At 59.0% G+C, this 21329-nt stretch carries 13 protein-coding genes; 4 read left to right on the plus strand and 9 right to left on the minus strand.

All coding sequences use genetic code 11. The features are described from left to right. Nucleotides 1–285: 285 nt before the first annotated feature. Nucleotides 286–2391 carry an autotransporter outer membrane beta-barrel domain-containing protein gene (locus CAG02_RS10470; protein WP_256576868.1) on the plus strand — a complete coding sequence of 702 codons (2106 nt, stop codon included), beginning with the start codon at nt 286–288 and terminating at the stop codon, nt 2389–2391. A 139-nt stretch (nt 2392–2530) separates the two neighbouring features. Here CAG02_RS10470 and CAG02_RS10475 read toward each other — a convergent pair whose 3' ends face one another. The 8 genes from CAG02_RS10475 to CAG02_RS10510 all read right to left on the minus strand — a co-directional run bounded on the left by CAG02_RS10475 (nt 2531) and on the right by CAG02_RS10510 (nt 14187). Continuing rightward, nucleotides 2531–3448, minus strand: coding sequence for a hypothetical protein (locus tag CAG02_RS10475; protein WP_139831863.1), 918 nt, complete (start codon nt 3446–3448; stop codon nt 2531–2533). Nucleotides 3449–3521: 73 nt separating this feature from the next. After that, nucleotides 3522–4145 carry a hypothetical protein gene (locus tag CAG02_RS10480; protein WP_085710377.1) on the minus strand — a complete coding sequence of 208 codons (624 nt, stop codon included), beginning with the start codon at nt 4143–4145 and terminating at the stop codon, nt 3522–3524. A 90-nt stretch (nt 4146–4235) separates the two neighbouring features. Continuing rightward, a complete protein-coding gene (locus CAG02_RS10485; protein ID WP_085710379.1) occupies nt 4236–6074 on the minus strand; it encodes a hypothetical protein in 1839 nt (612 codons plus the stop codon). Between the two features lie 372 nt (nt 6075–6446). After that, nucleotides 6447–8051 carry a hypothetical protein gene (locus tag CAG02_RS10490; RefSeq protein ID WP_085710380.1) on the minus strand — a complete coding sequence of 535 codons (1605 nt, stop codon included), beginning with the start codon at nt 8049–8051 and terminating at the stop codon, nt 6447–6449. Between the two features lie 31 nt (nt 8052–8082). Next, nucleotides 8083–8991, minus strand: a complete 909-nt coding sequence (locus tag CAG02_RS10495; protein WP_085710381.1) for a hypothetical protein — start codon at nt 8989–8991, stop codon at nt 8083–8085. Nucleotides 8992–9061: 70 nt separating this feature from the next. Next, nucleotides 9062–13075, minus strand: a complete 4014-nt coding sequence (locus CAG02_RS10500; RefSeq protein WP_085710383.1) for a hypothetical protein — start codon at nt 13073–13075, stop codon at nt 9062–9064. Nucleotides 13076–13193: 118 nt separating this feature from the next. Then, nucleotides 13194–13589, minus strand: a complete 396-nt coding sequence (locus CAG02_RS10505; RefSeq protein ID WP_085710384.1) for a YbaN family protein — start codon at nt 13587–13589, stop codon at nt 13194–13196. A 10-nt stretch (nt 13590–13599) separates the two neighbouring features. Further along, the gene (locus CAG02_RS10510; protein ID WP_085710385.1) at nt 13600–14187 is read right to left on the minus strand and encodes a YecA family protein; all 588 of its coding nucleotides are present in this window, start codon (nt 14185–14187) and stop codon (nt 13600–13602) included. 277 nt (nt 14188–14464) lie between these two features. On the opposite strand from CAG02_RS10510, the gene recQ reads away from it, so the two are divergent. The 3 genes from recQ to CAG02_RS10525 all read left to right on the plus strand — a co-directional run bounded on the left by recQ (nt 14465) and on the right by CAG02_RS10525 (nt 19096). Beyond that, the gene (gene recQ / locus CAG02_RS10515; RefSeq protein WP_085710386.1) at nt 14465–16594 is read left to right on the plus strand and encodes a DNA helicase RecQ; all 2130 of its coding nucleotides are present in this window, start codon (nt 14465–14467) and stop codon (nt 16592–16594) included. A 134-nt stretch (nt 16595–16728) separates the two neighbouring features. After that, a complete protein-coding gene (locus tag CAG02_RS10520) occupies nt 16729–17163 on the plus strand; it encodes a MarR family transcriptional regulator (RefSeq protein ID WP_085710387.1) in 435 nt (144 codons plus the stop codon). Nucleotides 17164–17290: 127 nt separating this feature from the next. Then, on the plus strand, nt 17291–19096 hold the full coding sequence (locus CAG02_RS10525) for a FimV/HubP family polar landmark protein (RefSeq protein ID WP_085710388.1): 1806 nt from the start codon (nt 17291–17293) through the stop codon (nt 19094–19096). A gap of 6 nt (nt 19097–19102) precedes the next feature. Here CAG02_RS10525 and CAG02_RS10530 read toward each other — a convergent pair whose 3' ends face one another. Then, complete coding sequence (locus CAG02_RS10530; protein WP_085710390.1) at nt 19103–21292, minus strand: patatin-like phospholipase family protein; 2190 nt, start codon at nt 21290–21292, stop codon at nt 19103–19105. Nucleotides 21293–21329: the final 37 nt, after the last annotated feature.

The raw sequence follows: 21329 nt of genomic DNA on the forward strand, positions 1-21329 counted from the left end.
ATGATTTTCGGATTTCTCCTACATAAAGAATCGGACTTACTGAATAAGCTGCGCGCCCTCCACCCAAACGGGAGTCGGATAACCCATTCTGGAGAAGCTGTCATGAAGAAGTATTTATCGCTTGCCTCCTTTAATTTTGCCTGGAGAGCGAACCTACCGTTTTTTTTCCCGGCGCTTGTCTTCAGCCCTCTATCCATGGCTTTGACAACCGTCGGGGCTGGTCAAAACCTCAACATTGATGCCTCCACTGTCACCGACAATTATTTGGTATCCGATGGGGGGGCTTTGAATGCGAATGGCGCGCAAACATTCGAAGTGTTTATCCAGTCCGGTTCGACGCTCAACGCGGTCGGCGGCACGTTTGCCGGACGCAGTGGCAGCAGCGCGATCAGCGTTTTCAACGGTCAGGCCACGTTGAGTGGCACGACACTCACCAGTGATAGCTCTGCGCTGTGGTTGACACGTCAGTCCGGTACGAACACGGGCTCGACGGCAGTGGTCAGTGACAGTGTTCTCAGAGGTGGGACGTCGGGCGTGCTGATTACCGGACTGAGTTCGCTTGAACTCAATGGCGGCGAGGTTTCGGGTCTTCAGGCCAGTAGCGTCGGCATCGACTATTTCGGCGGCAGCGTCAGCGCGAACGGTACCAGAATCAGTGGTGGTGAAAACGGCGCACGGATAGCAGCAGATGGAGCGGGGCTCGGAGACTCACACTTGAGGTTGAACGCGGCGAGCCTGGAGGGTAGGGCAGGAGCAGCCATTCTTGTTGAAGGTGGTGCCCTGGCAAGTATCGAAGTACTCAACAATTCGCACCTGCTCGCCGGCAACAACCTCCTGCTCGACGTCCAGGGCGCCTCCACCGCCGCCATGACCGTCGCCAACAGCGAGTTGCAGGGCAACATCAACATCGCCGGCAACAGCACCGGCAACCTGACCTTCGATCAAGGCCGGATGACCGGCGATGTGCTGGTCGAAAACGGTTCGAGCGCCAACGTCACCCTGCAGAACAGTTCGCAATTCATCGGTCGTCTCGACAAGGTCAACGGCGTGACCGTCAACAGTGGTTCGATCTGGACCCTGACGGGCAACGACACCGTAGGAACGCTCGCCATGAATGGTGGGACGGTACGCTTTGGTGCGCAGGATGTGCCGAATACCTTCTACCAGTTGAACGTCGGTACGCTCGCCGGCTCGCCGGATGGTTCCAGTACGTTCGCCATGAAGGGCAACTTCGCCACGGGGCAGCATGACTTCCTCAATGTCACCGGTGTGGCGACCGGGCAGTTCGGTTTGCTGGTAGCGGCGTCCGGCCTGGATGCGGTGAATCCACAGCAACTGACCCTGGTGCACACGGCTGCTGGCGATGCGCACTTTGCGCTGACGGGCGGGCGAGTGGATCTCGGTACCTGGTCCTATGACCTGGCCCAGCGACCCGGAGGAGCTGGCGGTACAGAGTGGTTCCTCGATCCGACCACCCGGGAGATCAGCCCTGGTGCCAGTGCGGTGCTGGCCTTGTTCAACTCTCCAATTACCCTGTTGTACGGCGAAGCCAGTTCACTGCGCAGCCGCATGGGTGAGTTGCGCTTCAACGGTGGACAGTCGGGCGCCTGGGCACGCACCTATGGCAATCAGTACAACGTGTCCGAGAGTTCCGGCGTGACGTACCAGCAGAACCAGCAAGGACTATCCCTCGGAGCCGATGCCCGGGTGAATGACAGCGATGTACTGGTGGGCGTGATGGGTGGTTACAGTCAATCGGACCTGAGTCTTGAACACGGCACCTCGGGCACGGTCAAGAGTTACTACTTCGGGCCTTACGTGACGTGGATGGACCACGACACCGGTTACTACGTTGACGGCGTGCTGAAATTCAACCGGTTCCAGAACGAGGCCAAGGTCAGTCTGAGTGACGGCACGCGTGCCAAGGGTGATTACGACAACTGGGGTGTCAGTGCATCGGTTGAGGCCGGTCGTCACATCAAGTTGAGCGACGATTACTTCATCGAACCTTTCGCGCAGTTTTCGGCTGCGCAGATCCAGGGCAAACGCTTCAACCTGGACAACGACATGCAGGCCGATGGCGATCGCACCCGTTCACTCCTGGGCAAGGCAGGCGCCACGTTCGGGCGCAACTTCGACATTGGCAACGGTGCTGTGGCGCAACCTTATGTGCGCGCAGCCATTGCACATGAGTTTGCGAACAACAACGAGGTAAAGGTCAACGACAACGTGTTCAACAACGACCTGTCCGGTTCCCGGGCGGAGTTCGGTACGGGTGTGGCAGTGGCGCTGTCTGACAAATGGCAGGTGCATGTCGATCTGGATTACGCCAATGGCGAGCATATTGAGCAGCCTTGGGGGGGGAATGTGGGGGTGCGGTACAGCTGGTAAGTCACGATACCCAGGTATCAGAAAGCCGCTACTCCGTCAGGGGGTAGCGGCTTTTTTGTACCTGGCACAGTTTGACTGTACTCATTGGTGCCTATCGTTCAACCATTCCCTCTGGTTGGATATCGAACAGCTCGGTCGATCAAATGATTACGATCTCTATGTCATCGATTTCATAGTCGTTCCCCCCGCCTGTGGAGACATTGCTGTAAACGTCCACAATGATGGTGGTAGCAGTAGCGATAAAGGTACCTGATAAAGTCACCCAGTTGGTCAGCGAAGTTATTTGGGTTGGGCCTGCAATACGGTTGCCAGCCGCCCTGATCGACAGTGAAGGCAGCGCAAATCTCCCATCGAATCGAATGGCTTTGATAGAGAAGCGATACTGACGCCCCACCAGCAGATTGTTCAGCGTCTTTTGAATGATCACTCCACTGGATCTTTCGGTGTAGGTGTAGTTGTGGAATCTCCAGTCGCCACTCACGTTGCGCAATCGCAGATCCCTTGGGTCAACTCCTGGCCCTCCGACCCAGTTGTTCCAGTTCTGATTGGCAAAATCGGTGAAGTCTCTTGTCAGCCCCGCAACACTGGTGAATTTGCGCACGGTGGATGTGAGCCCTGTGCCATTTGTACTGCGGGCGGTAATGGTATGCTCTCCCGGTGCGAAACTTGTTTGTGGCAAGTTCCAGACGTCGTTGGTCACCGGTAACGATCGCAACGGTGCGTTTCCATCATAGAGATCGATCGTGGCGTTTTCGGGCGCGCGACCGCTGATCGCAACAGTGGGCTGGGTTGTCGATCCGCCGTCAACGATGTTGTTGCCGGCCGTATCAGTTACGCTGGTGATAGTCGGCTGGACGGCCGCCGCAACCCGGAAAGTACGAGGTGGTGCAGAGACCGCGCCGTCGCCGTACAGTGCAAGGGCGGTGAGGCTGTAACTTTTTTCGGCCAACCCGGTGAGGGGAGCTCTCCACTCGCCAGCGCCATCGGCGGTGTATTCACCCACTGAGCTGGCTGCATCGCGCAAGCGGATTCGTTCATTCACCGTTGCTTTACCCATGACCGTCACTGACTTGTCAAAAGTGATGCCCCCCTGCACAACTGCGCCTTTGGAATCCGTAACCAGAGTGATTTCAGGGCAGATAGTCGTAGCGGGTTCTGATGGTCAGTCGTCGTTGTGGGAACTCGATAGCGGCGCTTTCGAGAGGACTGCCGACGAGCGTGACCTTGCAAATCAAGGTTGCCGGTGTGGAGTGGCCCAGTTTCATCAGTTCGCTTCGAAGCAATGTTTGATTCAAGCCATTGCGCACTTGTGCATCAGATATTTCCACGCCGTCCAGCAGTTTGATCTCGTAATCGGCGCCCGAGTCGGTTTTGCCTTGCAGTCGCAGCCATAGCCACTGTTTGAGTGCAATAAACGGCCATGGCCTGACCAGAACTTGCGCATTGCCGCTAAAGAAAATCAAATCCAGCACATCGTTCGATGCCTGTGGAACTTCGGGGCGAGGCAATTCCTTTTCAGGGTCCTTGAATTGATCAACAAGCAAATCCAACTCCTGTGAGTCGGTTGTCTTTCCATAGCGTGAAACGACATAGCTGACCTTGACGTATTTACCGACGTTAGGGCCGACCACTGAACTGTTCAGATGAAACTCGACTACGCCGCTGGCGTCGCCCGGTAACTCCAGATCCTCGGAAGAGCCCTCGCCGGGTGTTCCCCGCCATTTCAACGTGATCTTGTCGACGTAAGGTTTCATGCTCGGATAGCGAACCAAGACATCGACACCGTCGCGTCCTTGAATCGGGTCCAGAGTGCCATTTGGGGCCTGTCTGACCTCGGGTGGGATTTACTCCCCAATGGGCTCGCTCACCAAGAAATTGAGTTCGGCCGAGTATTCGTATTGCCGGGTAGCAGCACGCCACAATGAATAACGCACTTTTACTAGCTGCCCGATGTTGCTTGTTACAAATCGCGCATCCACGCGGAAACGTACGGGTTTGCCAGCGATCAGGGTGGTGATGGGAATCCAGTCGCTGACACTGTCGACGGGGTTAGGGGCCATCCAGTAATAGCGCAGAATGTCTTCTCGGACGGTTCCTGTGTAGTCGATGAGAACAGTGGCTTTATCGGAGATATTGGTGGGGTCTAGAATTCCGGGCGGATTCTCTTCTTCCACTTTGGGAGCAGGCAATGTCGCGGGAATCCCCTGCACCTTGACCCGCAGATGCTCCGAATCACTGACGCCGTAGAGTTCGGGCTTGTCATTGGACACGGTGTACCAAAGATCGAGGCTGCCCTTGTCGAGCACGCGGATGTGCTCTTTGTCGACGTAAACAGTGAAACCGCCTTCTTTTGCCTCATTGTCACTGACGGTATGAGTGAACTCATGGACATAGGGCTGACCGTTGGACGTTTCACCTATCCAGTGACCGGCGACCAGATCGCCATTGGCAATGGTCAGGTACATGATCAATACCGTGGCGTAAGGTCGGTCCGATTCGAGTATGTCACCCACCAACTCGTCAATTGTCGGTGCGTCCGGCATCAAAACGTCACCCACCACGTCGGCGAACTCACGTTTGGAGGACAACGGCGGACTTCCGTCTGCTTTCGTCAGTACGTAGGAGGCATCGGCCCGGCCCATGGCGATGGCGCGGACTTGCGCATAAGGCACTGGGAAATCCATGACACTCGGGATGTTCGACACCGTTCTGGATTCCGCGTGAATCAACGGCTTGCCACTGAAGGGAGTGCCGATCCAGGTCATTTTCACCGAGTCGTTCAGCGCGAAATCCGAGCCCTGGATATGAACCTGGACCGTGACGTCCTTCTGGTTCAAGTCGATGATCGTGATGATGCCATTGATCGACTCCTTGATGATCGGGGCTGGCAGGCGCCAGGCGCCGGCGTCGACGGCGATCCGTGTGCGTTTGGAGTGCCGGGAAGACCAGTTCCAGACTTCATCGTGAGGGTCGTACTTGATTTCCAGTGCCGCACTGTCGCCACCGGCCAGAATGTCTTCCTGTTTTACGACGATCACGATGGGATCCTTGCCTTCCGCCTGACCCTGCGTGACGAGATGAGGGAGCAAGGTATGACTGCCCCAGCGCATCAGAATTCTGTCCCGCACCCTGATTTCCGGGTAGGGACGGACAGTCAGCGGAACGCCTTTTTTCGCCCAGTCGGCGTCGATCACTCCCTGATCGATGATTTCCTGCGGCAATTGCGCGATGTGCAGTTCGGAGTGCCCGTCGGGTAGATGAGGTTCCCTGTCTCGGCCGCCGGGGCTGGTGAGATTGACAAAAAACAGTGACACCACAGAGGGATCGTCCGGCGCAGCTGCGCCGAAGCGGGTCAATTCGTAAAAGCATTTATGCAGACCGGGAGTGAACAGCTCTTTGGGCAGGTAAAAAAACAGATGCCTGTCTTTTTCTCCCGGTTCAACCATTCGGGTGAACACCTGAACGTCGTCCCAATAAACAACATTTTTATCCCCTTCCAGCATGTCAAGGTACGCCACAATTACGCACAGCACCCCGCTGGCGCTTTCCTCTACCACTGCAATATTGATTCCGCCATCGGCATCCTCGACCGGCGTGACTGCGCCGCTGATCTGCATGGGCCGAAGCGCCAGCGTGCCGGTCTGGTCGAGATTGGGAAAAAGGAGAGGACTGTTGGTGAGCATGACGAAACTCCTGAAAGAGCACGCAATGGGATCGCAGACGGTTTTTTATTGAACCTGAGGAGAGGAGGGAGGGGTACTGTCAGATCTGACAGGTGAGCGTAGGTTTTCGACCAACGGTCCGAGCTCACGGCGTTTCCCCGCCAACAAGCCGGTTTTCGTCACGTCGTAGAACAGGCCTTGCAGTGGCAGTTGCTTCGGAGCCTGGTCGTCCCGGCTCTGATTTGCAGCAGCGTGGGTATGGCAGACCAAATCGGTGTCGATACGCTGGTGCTCCACCAGGCTGGCGCTGAACTGCGCAGGGTCTTGAGTGCTGAGCGAGCATTGCTTTCCGGGCTGATTGCCTGTTGTGCAACATGTATCCGGATTTCATGGTCAATCGCCATTCGAGGCCCGAGGAGTAATGCCATTGGCAAGTGTCTGCATAGATGTTCCCTGAACGCTTTGATCGGTTGTATCAAAGGAAAATGGTGACAGACCCGACGCAGTCAGCGTGAGCCGCAAAATGGGCAGGTAACGGGCAGTGTGCTGAAAATAGTCACGTTGAATGAACTTGGCGTTATTCAATCCTGGACTGCTGCCAGCTATATAAAACAATGCTTCAAGCGGGATTTGCCGTGGAATGTCCTGCGGCCACGCCGCAATGATGATTTCGTTCCATTGCTGCCTTGCTGTGTCAGTCATGGTTGACCTTACGGAAATGCTGAGTTGAAAGTCGGCGGGAGAATTGCCGAATGCGCAACTGCCCCCAGGAGAGCTGGCGTATTTTGCCTGCCACTGAGCGACGGTCGTGATGTTCTGTGATGCACAACTGGCTCGGCAACTGTCAGGAATACCGGAAGTGCTCGCATTGGCTGGATAAGCGCAGCGAAGGGTGCCCGGGTGGGCAGTCGGGGCGTGTGACTCCTTGAATGTAAAACCTTGGGTATCAAACAGCCTGATAGTGCCAACGTCCGCTCTGAGGTAAGAGAACGATACGCCGTTACGAGAGACTGAATTTGGACTGGGATTCCACGCTCTGTAACTCTCGGAAGCATTTGCACCGCGGATCAGAACACCATTGCAGTTATGGGCCACCGAGTTGTCCCGGCAAGTCGCGGCCGTATCGGCATACCGCGCATTCATCTTCGCCGCGACCTGATAGCCGATGTACAACTGATCCTGCTGATTGAACCCGAACACCGCATCCGGTTTCTGGCTCAGGTCCATGCGCAGGACCGGCAGCCAGTCGCCGGTGGCGTTGAAATAGTCGCGTTGATCCTTTTGTGCGCCCAGCAGTGAGCCGGTCTTCGTCACGTCGTAGAACAAGCCTTGCAGTGGCAGTCGCTTCGGAGCCTGGTCGTCCCAGTTCTTTATTTGCAGCAGCGTAGGTTGGACAGACCATTCGGTGCCGATCCGTTGGTGTGCGATCAGACTGGCGCTGAACTGCGCAGGGTCTTGAGTGCTGAGCGAGCATTGCTTCGCAGGCTGATTGCCCTGTTGTGCAAAGTGCGCAAGCCAGCTCTGGACGTCGGTCGCACCCTGGGTCGTGCAGGAGCTGGCATCCTGAGCCTTGACCGTCGCTGTCCACCCGCAACCGAAATCGGGGCGCGTGCCCTGAACCGCAAACTCGAACGGGTAGGCACACAGCACATCCAGTGCCTTGTCCTGGCCGATGGCCGTGAATTGATCGCTGAACACGGCACCGTATGCTTGCGTCAGCGAGCGAGTATCAAGATCGGCGCGCAGGTAATTGAAACCCTCGGCGCCCAGTTGTACGGCTTGCGTCGAGTGCTTCCAGAACACTTGCGTGCCCTCACTGCCGCGCAGCAACACGCCGCTGCAAAAATACGCCGGGTTGTCGCCAGGACACTGGGTTGTGGTGTTCTGGTAGCGCTGGTTGAGCAGCTGCGCGGTTTCCGGGCCGGTGGCGGCCTGGCTGACACTGATGAGCAGCAACAACGCGAGCAGCAGAAACTTGATTCGAGAAGTCTTTTGCATGGTGTTCTCCGCAAGTCTTCGGTCACCGTGTTCAATCCCGGGAAACACCCAGGACCTGCCAGAACGAGGCGGTGTCCTGGCTGGTGGCGTTGTCATTGACCGAGGAGCCGTTGAGGTCGTACGTCCAGGCGGTGTTGGCGCCCAGGACGTCGGCGGTCCATACCGGGTAGTTCAACCACCCAAGGAAATCCGCGACGGGTCCGCTGTCGGGAAAATAAAGCGTCCATAACCGTTTCGTCTGGGCGAGGGTGATCGGTTGCAGCTTTGCGGCGGTGCAGATTCTGGTCATGCCCTGCCAATCCGCGCCGGCACTGAGGAAGTGCACCTCCTGAATGCCCTTGACGGTCAGTGGGTACTCTCTGCTCTGGCTCTGGCTGTCGGTCGCGCGGATCTTGCAGGCGCCGTTGCGCAGGGCGGTGATCTCGCCCGATTGTGCATCGGCCCTGGCAATCAGCGGATCAGTGCTGTCCCAGGTGTAGGGAGCCTGGCCCCAAGTGGCTTCCCGGGTCATGCGCGCCGCCGGGGGAGGGGCAAGCGGTGGTTTGTCGACGGAGACGACGTAGTTTTCAGTGCTCAGATCCAGTGTGGCGGCAGCGTCGAAACCCGTCTGCAATTTCAGATCCAGGATGTCCGAAGGTTCGCGAGTGTTCTGGTACAGCTGTACTTCGTAGCGAATCGGTACGATGTCATTTTCGTCGGCAACAAATTCCGAAGCGTCAACCTTGAACGTGACATCCTTGCCGACTGCGCTGGCGCTGATCGGCAGGTCATCGGTGTAGGTCTTGCCGACGAACAGGTAAACGTGATCGCGGAACGTCATTGGCGTCCAGGGCTTTATCCTGACGGTCGCCCCTCCGGGAGGAAGCGTTTGCGGATCCAGAACGCCGTTGGGCGCTTCGTCTACAGTGGGCTCCCGCAGATTGTTGTTGGTCTGGCTCATGTCTCCCTCTCCTCAAATCAGATAGGCGGCGCTCGGGTGAGCGCCGCACGGCAAGGCATCGTCGAGGGTGTCAGGGGGTATTGAGCCTGGCCAGGCGGCTGGCCTTGAGCGCCAGACCGCGGGTAGCCGCATTGGCGTAGTACGACACCTGGCCTTTGAGCCGGTCTTGAGCGGCGCTGCTGTCGCCGCCAGCGAGAGCATTGCCCCAGGTCACGACTTCGCCGTCGGAAGTGAGTGCGGTAAAGGCATGACGGTTGGCGTAGATCGCGGTGACGTTGACCAGCTTGGCGGCTACGGGCGTGGTATCTCCGCCGAGCAATCGGTCTCCCCAGGCCACCACGGTTCCATCTCTGCACACGGCGGCGAACGCTCCAGCGGTGGCGGCCAGTTGAACAAGATCGTCCCTGCCAGCGATCGCGTCAGGTATCAGCCCACCCGAATTAGTCTCGGGCCATCCGACGACGTGACCGCTGTATCGAAGCGCTGCAAACGCATTCGAACTGGAGACGACTGAGATGATATCCGTCAGGGAGCGGATATCCGCAGGTATTGTCCCGCCATAGGTGGCAGGTCCCCAACCCGCGATTTGTCCGCTCATGAGCATGACGATAAAGGCTTGAGCATTTGCACAGGCAAGCACCTTGATGTTGGTCAGGCCGGCGACTTCGTCGGATACGGTGCCGCCTTTCGCAGTATCGCCCCAGGCGACCACACTTCCGTTTCTCCGAAGTGCAGCGAAAGCGTGCCCATTGCCGATCATGTGTTTGATATCGGTGAGGCTTGCGATATCTGCAGGAACAACACCGCCAAACCCCGCTCCACCTCCCCAGGCCATCACCTGACCGTTCGCTCTGAGGACGGCGAAAGCATCTCCGGCAGGCGCCAGTTCGACTGCATCTCTCAAGGCCAGGATTTCGGCGGGCGGGGTCCCGCCTTTGGGAGCGTTGCCCCAGGCATGGACTGTTCCATTGGTTTTGATACCCGCAATAGCCACGCTGTTGCCGGCGAGCAGCTTGAAGTCCGTAGGAACCACCGAGCCCATTTCTCCACCCTGACCTGCAGACCCGGGCCAGGCGACAGTGAAGTTGTTGGTACGAATCACCGCATAAGAACTGCCGGAACAAGCAGCCTTGGCAATGTCGGTGAACGTCTGAAAGGTTGGCGGGATTTTCTGGCCATTCAACGGGTTACCCCAGGCTGCCAGATTGTTCTTGTCCCGCAGCGCCACGAATGCCCCGTCATTGGCGGGAGTGCCCGGGCCACCGGTGCCAAATATATTCACTCTGTTCAGGGTGACCTGATCGTCGCTGGTGCGAACTTGCAAGGGGGCATACGGATGGGTATCAACCCAGGTTTCCGCTTTTGTCCAGGTGCTGTCGTCAGCGTATTTCCACTCGGCCTGCACGCGTTGCAGGGTCTGTGCATTGAAGGCGGAAATGAGCCAGCTGGAACTGGTCTCCCGATAAATTCCCTTGTTGTAGCGGGCTCCCATGATCAGCAACTTGCCGCTGCCGATCACCTTGCGCACATCGTAGACCGTCGGGTCGGAAGGACCATCGGTTCCGCCGGCCTTGCGTTTGATTTCGTAGTTCAAGGCGATGCTTCGCCCGTCGTTGGCGTTGATCACGCTATGCGGCACCTTGATCACGGCCAGCTCTTTGTCGGCCTGCCCGGGCGTCACTGTATGCGGATACGTAGTGGTGGTTTGACCCTCTACCGTTACCTTGATTTCGTCGGCTTCCTTCAGAAGGGCGGTTGCCGGTATCACCACCGTCGCGCCGTCTGGATAAACATCGTCGGGGTTCAACTGATCATTTTGAGGGCCGGTTGCCTCCTTGAACGTGGCGTCTGGCAGGTTGAACTCCGTTGCCTCGACTCTCAGCGGATAATCTTCACCGCGGCGCTGACCACCCTCGAACAGTTCCACGTAATAACGGATCAGCACATCCTTGTTCTGGCAGGCCAGCACGGTGGGCCGGTCAACCGTGAACTCGACGGGTTTGCCCTTGTTGTTTCCGCTGACGGTTTTGTCGTCCTCGTGCACTGTCACGTTGTCCGTCGTGGCCCACGTCATAAAAAAATGATCGCCGGCGTTTTCTGGCCGGTTGGCGGCAATTCTGACGGTTGCACCGTCCGGGGCGTTGGCGGGGTCCAGGATTCCATCGGGGGCCTGCACCACTTCCGCTGGATCGAGCAGTGGTTGCTCTGCCTCGCCGACGACAAAGGGCAGAGGATTGGAATAGCTGGTGGTGTCGGTTTCGAAGCGCCAGATCCTGTAGGACGCAGTAATTTTTTTTCCGCGGTTGGGCTCAATATGCGCAGCTACAAATGCGGCATTCAGTGTGAAATTAACATCCTTGTTGGCCGAGAGTGCATTCAGTGTGATCGTGTCTTCGGTCTTGCCGGTGACCTCACCGTCCCAGGTGTACGTCACCTCGTCCTTGGCTTTACTTAGAGTACCTGTGGGTTTTGGTGCGGTCAGTCTGCTGACGCCTGCGGGCAGGTCGCCGGGTTCCAGTCCACCATTCACTTCTCCCAGAACGATGGGCTTGACCAGTTCAAACTGCGATTCGCCGACATTGACGGAGGCAGCAGGTCGGGAAAGGCGCCTGATGATTTCGCCGTCCTTGTCCATCAGCAATGTATAGGACGCGACGACTTTTCCGCCTTTGAGGGTGTGAATGTGTTTGCCGTCAATGGGGATGCCAAAACCGTTTGGGTTGTCCACCTCGGACTGGTCCGGGAAATACCACTCATCTTCGAAGTCGGGATCATACGTACTGCCATCGGGCCGTGTGCCGAACCATCTGATTTCGATTGCCATACCGACTTCAATGACCGGATTGTGCGGGATTCGCAAAGTGGTACTCGGGAGGTCGTCGGGAATCGCACCATTTTGTGCATCGTCGAGAATCGGGGCGGCCAGTTGATCGGCTTCGCCCACAATCTGCACGAACTGGCCTTTGGAACGCAGAGGGTCGGTGCTGCCGGCACGAATGAGTCGATAGGAGAAAGTCACTTGTGTTTTTGCCAGTTTGCGCGCATCCGAGTTCTGGATAATCAACTCGTAGGTGTGTGGCAAGTTGTCGATGGTCACCAAGGGAGCAACGGCTTCGATCAGATCGCCATCTACTGTGGTGCCGCGCATCGTCAGTTCGATTTTGTCGTCATGCTTGAAGTCTGGACTTCTGGCTACCACTTGAGCGATGACGTCGTCATCACCCAGCTTCTCAAGATCAAGAATATTGTTGAGGGCCCGTTCGACAATAGGGGCGAACAGAAGATTTATGCCCACCGAGACTCTGATCCGGGTTTCCTTGCACCAGTCTTCTGCGTAATTGAATACCTTGTCACGTGGCCTGAACGTTACAGCGAGACCGGAATCGTCGGTATCGCCGGCCTCTTCAATGACACTTTTGTCTATCAGGATTTCGATCGGGTTGTTGTCCGGGTCATTGATTTGTGCGGCAGTCAGAGGTGGGGACTGCACGAATACACCACCCCAGCTCACGATGATCACATCCCCTTCTGCGGCATTGGGATAAGGCAGGCCGGTGCCGGACGCAGGGCGGATGACAATCAACACGCCCTCATCTGCTATGTCCTTGTCCACGATGCCGTTGACGATTTCCGGATCGATATACATGAACAGTTCGGAGTGGCCGGGGCCTGGCAGCGTATCTTGTCCCCCCGGAATATCGATTTTTATATATATCCTGGTCGCCGGTGTCTGCGTTTCCGGCGCTTGATTGAGGCGGGTAATGCGGTAAGACAGGGTATGCGAGCCTGTCTGTGCGTGCCGGGAGGGGACGAACAGCGTTGCGCGCTGTCCCACCTCGGCGGCTTCCTTGATGGTGATCTGATCAACAACATTGCCATCCATTAGCAGCTCGGCCTTATCGCCTTCTCCCATTTGGGTCCAGGGGTAAATGTAAGTTTGCAGGCCTCTCTCTGGATGTACCCCCATCGCCGCTGCCCAATTGATCCCCCACTCATCGGAAGGCAATTTATCTGGTTGCTTGTCGGGAATTTCCAGCTCGACAAGTGCCAAAGCGGGAACTCTTTTTACAGGCTTTTTTAACATGGCAGACACTCCTGTCGAGGGATGGGCGACGGAGTGATTTAATGTTTGAAATCGATCGCCTGGCTACTGTCAGATCTGACAGGTGAGCAGGGTTTTTCGACGAACGGTTGCTGAGCGCTCAGCGTTTGTGCAGGGTTTTCTGTCGCAGAATGTAGACCGTCACCAACACCGCACTGGTCAACATGAACCCCCGAGCCCAAGGCAGCGGCACCAGGTAGCACGAGAACAGAATGCTCGCCCACATCAGCCCGATCGCGTAGACCTTGCCCTTGAGCGGTATGCCGTTGCCATCGAGGTAATCGCGGATCCATGGCCCGAGCCGGGGATGCTCGACCAGCCATTGGTAGAAGCGCGGAGAGCTGCGGGCAAAGCAGGCGGCTGCGAGCAGGAGGAAAGGGGTGGTGGGGAGAACAGGCAGGAAAATCCCGATCACCCCCAATGCCACGCTGAGCCAGCCGATGGCCAGCAGGATGTAGCGCAACATCAGGGGGCGGTTGCCTATGGGGTTGTCCATAGGCCGGAGCTTAGTGGTGACGTGGCTTGAGGATCGCCGGTTTTTCGTCGGGTGCCTGGCACAGCAGGTACAGCGCGGTCAGGGCTTCCGGGATCTGCACGATCATGTCGTCCATCAGGTTGGCGTCTTTGGCGATGTCTTCGAACTCTGGCTGTTCGTCGAACAGGCCCGAACCGACCATGATCGGCAGGAGCATTTCGCTGACTTCTTCTTCGGCGGTTTCAAACCAGGCCGCTTCGCGCAGGAACACGCCCTCCATGAAGCCGATGCACCAGCCGCGCAGTTCGGAATCGTCCGGCTCGTCGCCCAGGTCCAGTTCGCATGGCAGCTCGAATTCTTCATCCGACGCCAGTTGGCGAGCGATGTGGGCCTTGAGGCCGATCAGCGTGGCTTCGATCTCTTCACGCTGGGCTTCGCTGCTGTAATGCGGCTCTTCGGCGAACAGGGCGTCGATCCACTCACGATCCGGCACCACGTCGGCGCAGATCGACAGCGCAGTCAGGTAGCCGTGAGCGGCCACGTAGTCCAGCGCCTCTTCATGCAGCTCGTCGGCGTCGAGGAAGACTTGCAGGCGGGTTAGTTGCTCGGCGAAGGACATTAAAGGGCTACCTTGGGGGAATAAACAATGCGGGAATTCTAGGCCTTCTTGAGCCCTCAAGCCAGCCGCACGGCAGATTTGCCCGCACAAGCTTCTTATCGGCGGTGCCCTTTGCCGGGGAGGGCTCGGGTATACTGCCGCGCTTTGCGATCCCTGCCGGTGTCGCGGCTGAATCTGTACGGCGTCATGCAATGCGCCCTTACGTTTTGTTTAAAGCAGCCTCGGCTGTCTTGAACCAGCCTGTGCAGGGATGTTTCGGTGGATTTTTGGAGTTTTTATGCTCGAACAGGCTCAACGCGTCCTCAAGGACATCTTCGGCTACGACAGTTTCCGTGGCCGTCAGGGTGCAATCATTGAGCGCGTGGCCAGTGGCGGCGATGCCCTTGTCCTGATGCCGACCGGCGGCGGCAAGTCCCTGTGCTTCCAGGTGCCGGCGCTGCTGCGCGAGGGCTTGGCGGTGGTGGTATCGCCGCTGATCGCGCTGATGGACGATCAGGTCGCCACCCTCGAAGAGCTGGGCGTGGCGGCTGCCGCGTTGAACTCCACCTTGAGCGCCGAGCAACAGCGCGACCTCGCCAACCGGATCAAGCGCGGCGAAGTGAAAATGCTCTATCTGGCGCCGGAGCGTCTGGTGCAGCCGCGCATGCTCTCGTTCCTGCAAGGCTTGAACATCGCGCTGTTCGCCATCGATGAAGCGCACTGCGTATCGCAATGGGGCCACGATTTCCGCCCGGAATACCTGCAACTGGGGCAACTGGCGGAAATGTTCCCCGACGTGCCGCGCATCGCCCTGACCGCCACCGCCGACAAGCGCACCCGGGAAGAAATCGTCACCCGTCTGCACCTGCAGAACGCCGAGCGTTTCCTCTCGAGCTTCGACCGGCCGAACATCTTCTACCGCATCGTGCCCAAGGAGCAGCCGCGCAAGCAGTTGCTGGCGTTCCTCGCCGAACGGCGCAGCGATGCCGGCATCGTCTACTGCCTGTCGCGCAAGAAGGTGGAGGAGGTGGCCGCGTTTCTCACCGAGCAGGGCTTCCCGGCGTTGCCGTATCACGCCGGTCTGCCCAACGATCTGCGCGCCTATCACCAGAAGCGCTTCCTCAACGAGGAAGGCCTGATCATGGTCGCCACCGTGGCGTTCGGCATGGGTATCGACAAACCCAACGTGCGTTTCGTCGCGCACCTCGACCTGCCGAAATCCCTTGAGGCGTATTACCAGGAAACTGGACGTGGTGGTCGTGACGGCCTGCCGGCGGACGCGTGGATGGCCTACGGTCTGCAGGACGTGGTGATGCTCAAGCAGATGCTGCAGAACTCCGAAGGCGACGAACGCCACAAGCGTCTGGAGCAGCACAAGCTCGACGCCATGCTCTCGCTCTGCGAAGAAACCCGTTGCCGCCGTCAGGCACTGCTGGCGTACTTCGATGAAGACATGCCGGAGCCGTGCGGCCACTGCGACAACTGCATCGACGGCGTGCAGACCTGGGACGCCACCGAGCCTGCGCGTCAGGCGCTGTCGGCGATCTATCGCACCGGCCAGCGTTACGGTGTCGGCCATCTGGTGGACGTGCTGTTGGGCAAGGACAACGAAAAAGTCCGCAGCTTCGGCCATCAGCACCTGTCGGTGTTCGGCGTGGGCAAGGCGCTGGGGGAGAGCGAATGGCGTTCGCTGTTCCGCCAGTTGGTGGCCCGTGGTCTGGCGGACGTCGATCACGAAGGCTACGGGGGGCTGCGCCTGAGCGACACCTGCCGACCGCTGCTCAAGGGCGAGGTGAGCCTGGAGCTGCGCCGCGACCTCAAACCGCAAATCACCGCCAAGAGCGGCAGCAAGAGCCAGGCCAGCCAACTGGTGCGTGGCGAAGAACGCGAACAGTGGGAAGCCTTGCGCGCCCTGCGGCGCAAACTGGCGGAAGAACATGGTGTGCCGCCGTACGTCATCTTCCCCGACTCGACCCTGCTGGAAATGCTCCGCAGCCAGCCGACTTCGCTGGCGGACATGGCTCGGGTCAGCGGCGTCGGCGCACGCAAGCTGGAACGCTACGGCGAGGCCTTCCTCGAGGTGCTGGGCGGCGAGGCCGAGGCGCCGAAAGTGGTGGCCGACGTGCGCCACGAACTGATTACCCTGGCCCGCGCCGGCATGACGCCGCTGCAAATTGCCGGTCAGTTGCAATGCTCGGAAAAGAACGTCTACACCATGCTCGCCGAAGCCATCGGCAAGCAGCAATTGTCGCTGGAGCAGGCGCTGGACTTGCCAGAGGACCTGATGGGCGAAGTCCAGGATGCGTTCCTCGACGGCGAGGGCGAGTTGCCGTCGGTCGCCGAAGTGGCGGAGCTGTTTGCCGGTCGTGTACCGGAAGGTGTGCTGTATTGCGTAAGGGCTGCGCTGCAATCGGAATTCGAGATGTGAGCATTTGCTTACACAAACCGTTGTACGGATGTAACGATTCAGTACAGGGCGGCTCTTGCCTATAGCCAAATGTCATGCTTAGCTGACTAATAATTAGTTTTTCTCTATTTCTTCAGTCTAACCATGAGTGTTTTATGCCGTTAACCGATCAACACCGCTTTGGCATGCAACTGGCCCAGATGTCCCGTGGCTGGCGTGCCGAACTGGATCGTCGGCTGGCCGGTCTGGGCTTGTCCCAGGCGCGCTGGCTGGTGCTGCTGCATCTGGCTCGTTTCGAAGAGGCGCCGACCCAACGGGAGCTGGCGCAAAGCGTCGGCGTCGAAGGGCCGACCCTCGCACGATTGCTCGACAGCCTGGAAAGCCAGGGCCTGGTGCAACGCCAGTCCGTGATGGAAGACCGCCGGGCTAAAAAGATCGTGCTGTGTGCCCCGGCCCGCCCGCTGATCGAACAGATCGAAACCATCGCCACGCAACTGCGCACGGAGTTGTTCGAGGGTATCGATGAGGCTGACATGAAGGTGTGCATGCGGGTTCACGGGCACATTCTGGCCAACCTGGAAAAATCTTGAGGCACAACGACGTGCCGTTTTTTTGAGGGATCGCGCTGGGCAGACTATAAGAACTACTGGGCAATATCGTGTTCGTACCGGATGTGCGAACCCATAGAAGTCGGTTTTGCTTATTTAAGGGATGCTCATGCTCGACAGTCGGCACGTAGTACTGCGTTGCGCCAATTCGCTGCTGGTGGCCGGTGTTCTCACCTGGTCCACGGCATCACTGGCGCTGGGTCTCGGTGACATCACCGTGCATTCAGCGCTCAATCAGCCGCTCAAGGCCGACATTGCCCTGGTGGACGCCGCAGGGCTCAGTGCCGGCGAGCTTTCGGCCAGCCTGGCCTCGGCGGACGAATTCGGCCGTGCCGGGGTCGAGCGGGTGTTCTTTCTCAACGACCTCAAGTTCACCCCGATCCTGCATGGCAATCGCAACCTGATCCGGGTGACCTCGACCAAACCGGTCAACGAACCTTTCCTGAATTTCCTGGTGCAGCTCAATCAGCCCAACGGCCATGTGTTGCGCGAATACACGGTGCTGATCGATCCGCCGGGTTCGCCGGGCATCGTGCCGGCCACCGACGAACCTGATGTGCATGCGCAGTCTTCGGAGTTTCCAACGCCCGAGGCGCCTGCTGCCACCCCCCAGAACAAACCTGCTGCAGCACCGGCCGCGCCGACGCCTCAAACGGCTGCGACCAACGACGCGCAAGCGGAACAGCTGGCGGCCAGTGTGCTGCTGAATCAGCAACTGCAGAAAACCATCGATGAGCTGAACCTGAAGCTTCAGGCGCAGGACGTGCAAATCGCCGACGGCAAAAAACAGCTGGCCGATCTGCAGGCGCATCTCGCGCAGGTCCAGCAGGCACCTCCGGCACCCACAGCCCCGGCGGCGCCTGCCTCGGTCCCGGCTCCGGTCATTGCGCCGGCGGAGGCTCAGGACGACTCCGTCAGTTGGCCATTGCTCGGTGGCTTGCTGGTGCTACTGGGAGGGTTGGTGGCGGGGCTGATCGTTCGCCGCCGACGTCAGCAGGCAGTGATTCCGGACGTGCCGGCACGCGTGCTGCCGCAGCGAAGCGAACCGGAGCTCAATGACAGCGAACATGTTCGTCCTAATGCTGCCCATGGCGCCGTCGAGCATCGAGACGAACAGACAAACGGCGATGTGCTGGAAGCCGTGGGCATTTATCTGGCCTACGGACGACTGGGCGAAGCGCTCGGTCTGTTGCGTGACGCCTTGCAAAAAGAACCGGAGCGCATCGATCTCGGCATGCAGTTGCTCGAGGTGCTGGGGCGCCAGGGCGATCAGGTGGCCTATGACGATCAGGAAAACCACTTGCGCCAGCTCGGTGTCGAAGAGCAGCGATTGCACGAGATTCGCGCCCGATATCCGAAACTGGCCAGGACTGAACCTTCGGTTGCGGCGGCTCCGGTCATTGCCGCGTTACCCGTTGAGCAGGCCACGCCCACAACACCGCTGGCCGAAGATGATTTCGAGCTGAATCTGGAGCAACTGTCGATGGATTCCAGCTGGGATCTGGAAGACAGCCGCCCGGCTACGGACCCACTGTCCTCGGCGCCATCGGCACTTGGCTCGAGCCTGCAAGTCCTGCCGCAGGATTTCGAATTGCCGCAAACCACCGGCGATGACGTTGAAACGACAGAGCTGGAGTGGATCGCCGAGCCTGAAGTTCAGGCTATCGACGAAGACTTTCTCAACGAGTTTGGCGATCCCGGTCAGTCACTGGCCCTGGAACCGCTGGACCTGCAGGCGCCGGAGCCCGAGCCGGATCCGACAGACGCCGCCAACGCCGGCAAGCTCGAAAAGGCCCAAACCTGCATCGACGACGGCGACCTCGACAGTGCGATCGCCTTGCTCAATGAGTTGCTGAAAGAGGGCGATGAGCCGCTCAGGCAAACCGCCCGAACCCTGTTGGCGGGGATTCGCTGATCCGGGTCAGAAGGTTTGCCCCAGATTCAGATAAACCGCCTGTTCGTTGGCATCGTTGAGGCCATAGCTGAAATTCAGCGGCCCCAGCGGTGTGTCGAAGCCGATGAACACGCTGGCCGCGTTGATGTAGCCGCTGTCGAACTCGTTGTCGTTGTTCCAGGCCCGGCCGCGTTCCAGCGAGCCGCCGGCATACAACGGGAAGTCCAGCGGCAGGTAGGCGCGTGGCGTCAGGCGGCGGTAATACACGGCCCGCATCAGGCTGACGTTCTGCCCGGAGATGGCATCTTCGCGGAAGCCGGACAGCTGCCGGGCGCCACCGAGCAGGAAGCTCGACGTCACCACATTCGCATCGTCCAGCGTGCGCCCGTAGCGACCTCCCAGAATCAGCGTGTTCGGCCCGCTGCTCATGGCCTTGTCCAGTTTGAATTCCCACTGCCGGTAGCGCGTGTCGGAGCCCAGGCTCGGTTCGAATTGCATCAGGGTCAGGCTGACGTCCTTGCCGTCGTGGGGGAAGTACACGTTATCCAGTGAGTCGAACGAATATTTCAGCGCATAGAATCCTTCGTTGAAGTGTTCGCTCGGCAGATTCTGATCGCCGATCCGTACGTCAGCCTTGCCCCAGGCCTCGCCGACGCCAAAGCGGATTTCGCCGTTGTTGCCGATCTGGCGGCCGACATTCAGGCCGAAGCCGTAGCGTTCCACCCGATATTGGGCGATTGGATCGTTGTCGAGCACTGAGTCGACGTTCTGCGCTTCGAACGCCGCATAGGGCGCGACGAAGTAACGCGAGCCGACGTCCAGCGGCTGGTAGAACTCGGTGTAGAGTTCCTGCTTGTCACCAATCTGCGCCCGGGTCAGCCATTCGGCACCGAGGCGGTTGATGCCGTTCATTCGGTAGCTGGCGCCGAGGTTGAAGGCGCTGTCACCGCGCATGTCGTCCGACAGGTTCAAGCCGACCCGCAAGTAATCGGTGCCACTGCGCTTGCCCCGGGCGCTGATCACCAGCGTGTGTTCCTGGCCCTTGTGCACCACGCGGTATTGCACCTGTTCGAAGTAATCCAGGCCGTACAGGGTGCCCATGTCCGAGTGCAGGCGTCCAAGGTCCAGCGGCTCACCGATGGGCTGGCGGATGTAGTAGCGGATCACGTCGTCGCCGACTTTCGAGTCGTTCTCGACCTTGATCGCGGTGATGATCGGCGTGCGCTGGCTCGGTGCGCGGGCAGCGTTGAGCTCGGCGTCCTGAGACTCGGCGGGCTTCAATCGGGCGAGGCGGGCGTCGAGGGCCTTGGCGGCGCGATAGCCGGCATCGATCATTTCCTCGGCGCGACCGAAATCGGTGGCGCCGAAACTGGCCAGCGGTGGCTGGATCAACACATCATCCGGGTGCAGCGCCGCCAGTTGTTCTTCGGAGTTGCGCCGGGTCATCAGGGTGATCGACTGGTTCAGCACATCGACCACGGTGGTCAGCTGCTTGCGGTTGCGCAGCGGGGTGCCGATGTCGACCACGATGGCCACATCGACGCCCATTTCCCGGGCCACATCCAGAGGTATGTTGTCGGTCATGCCACCGTCCACCAGCAGCCGGCCATCCAGTTCGACCGGGGCGAACACCGCCGGGATCGACATGCTGGCGCGAATCACCTGGGGCAGGTGGCCTTTGCGAAACACCACTTTTTCGCCGTTGGCGATGTCGGTAGCCACGGCGCGGAACGGGATCGGCAGCTTGTCGAAATCACGGGTGTCGCTGGTGTGCGCCAGCAGGCTTTCCAGCAGTAGCGCCAGGTTCTGCCCTTGAATCACTCCGAGCGGCAAACCGAGGCTGCCATCGTCGCGAAAGCTCAGTTTCTGTTTCACCAGAAAGTCGCGGTCATCCTGTTTGCGTCGAAACGGCACGTCTTCCCGGGGCGGCGCATCGGACAGGGCCTGCTGCCAGTCGATGCTCAGGGCGAGTTTTTCCAGTTCGTCGATCTTGTAACCCGAGGCGTAGAGGCCACCGACCACTGCACCCATGCTGGTGCCGGCAATCGCATCGATCTTGATGCCTTGCTCTTCCAGCGCCTTGAGCACGCCGATGTGCGCCAGCCCACGGGCCGCGCCACCGGACAGTACGAGGCCGACTTTCGGTCGCGGCGCTTCACTGGCATGAACAAGCAGCGGAAGGAAACCAAGCAAAAGGCAGATCAGCAGACGACGCATTGTGAGTCTCGGGGCGAGCGTTAAAGCCGGCTATTAT

The sequence above is a fragment of the Pseudomonas sp. R43(2017) genome (genome assembly GCF_002112345.1).
Taxonomy (GTDB): domain Bacteria; phylum Pseudomonadota; class Gammaproteobacteria; order Pseudomonadales; family Pseudomonadaceae; genus Aquipseudomonas; species Aquipseudomonas kribbensis.

Bases quoted from the DNA above. Each gene is read 5' to 3' on its own strand.
- CAG02_RS10490 (WP_085710380.1), bottom strand. From the start codon at position 8,051: ATGCAAAAGACTTCTCGAATCAAGTTTCTGCTGCTCGCGTTGTTGCTG.
- CAG02_RS10475 (WP_139831863.1), bottom strand. From the start codon at position 3,448: ATGGGTAAAGCAACGGTGAATGAACGAATCCGCTTGCGCGATGCAGCC.
- recQ (WP_085710386.1), top strand. From the start codon at position 14,465: ATGCTCGAACAGGCTCAACGCGTCCTCAAGGACATCTTCGGCTACGAC.
- CAG02_RS10495 (WP_085710381.1), bottom strand. From the start codon at position 8,991: ATGAGCCAGACCAACAACAATCTGCGGGAGCCCACTGTAGACGAAGCG.
- CAG02_RS10510 (WP_085710385.1), bottom strand. From the start codon at position 14,187: ATGTCCTTCGCCGAGCAACTAACCCGCCTGCAAGTCTTCCTCGACGCC.
- CAG02_RS10480 (WP_085710377.1), bottom strand. From the start codon at position 4,145: ATGAAACCTTACGTCGACAAGATCACGTTGAAATGGCGGGGAACACCC.
- CAG02_RS10530 (WP_085710390.1), bottom strand. From the start codon at position 21,292: ATGCGTCGTCTGCTGATCTGCCTTTTGCTTGGTTTCCTTCCGCTGCTT.
- CAG02_RS10485 (WP_085710379.1), bottom strand. From the start codon at position 6,074: ATGCTCACCAACAGTCCTCTCCTTTTTCCCAATCTCGACCAGACCGGC.
- CAG02_RS10520 (WP_085710387.1), top strand. From the start codon at position 16,729: ATGCCGTTAACCGATCAACACCGCTTTGGCATGCAACTGGCCCAGATG.
- CAG02_RS10505 (WP_085710384.1), bottom strand. From the start codon at position 13,589: ATGGACAACCCCATAGGCAACCGCCCCCTGATGTTGCGCTACATCCTG.
- CAG02_RS10500 (WP_085710383.1), bottom strand. From the start codon at position 13,075: ATGTTAAAAAAGCCTGTAAAAAGAGTTCCCGCTTTGGCACTTGTCGAG.
- CAG02_RS10525 (WP_085710388.1), top strand. From the start codon at position 17,291: ATGCTCGACAGTCGGCACGTAGTACTGCGTTGCGCCAATTCGCTGCTG.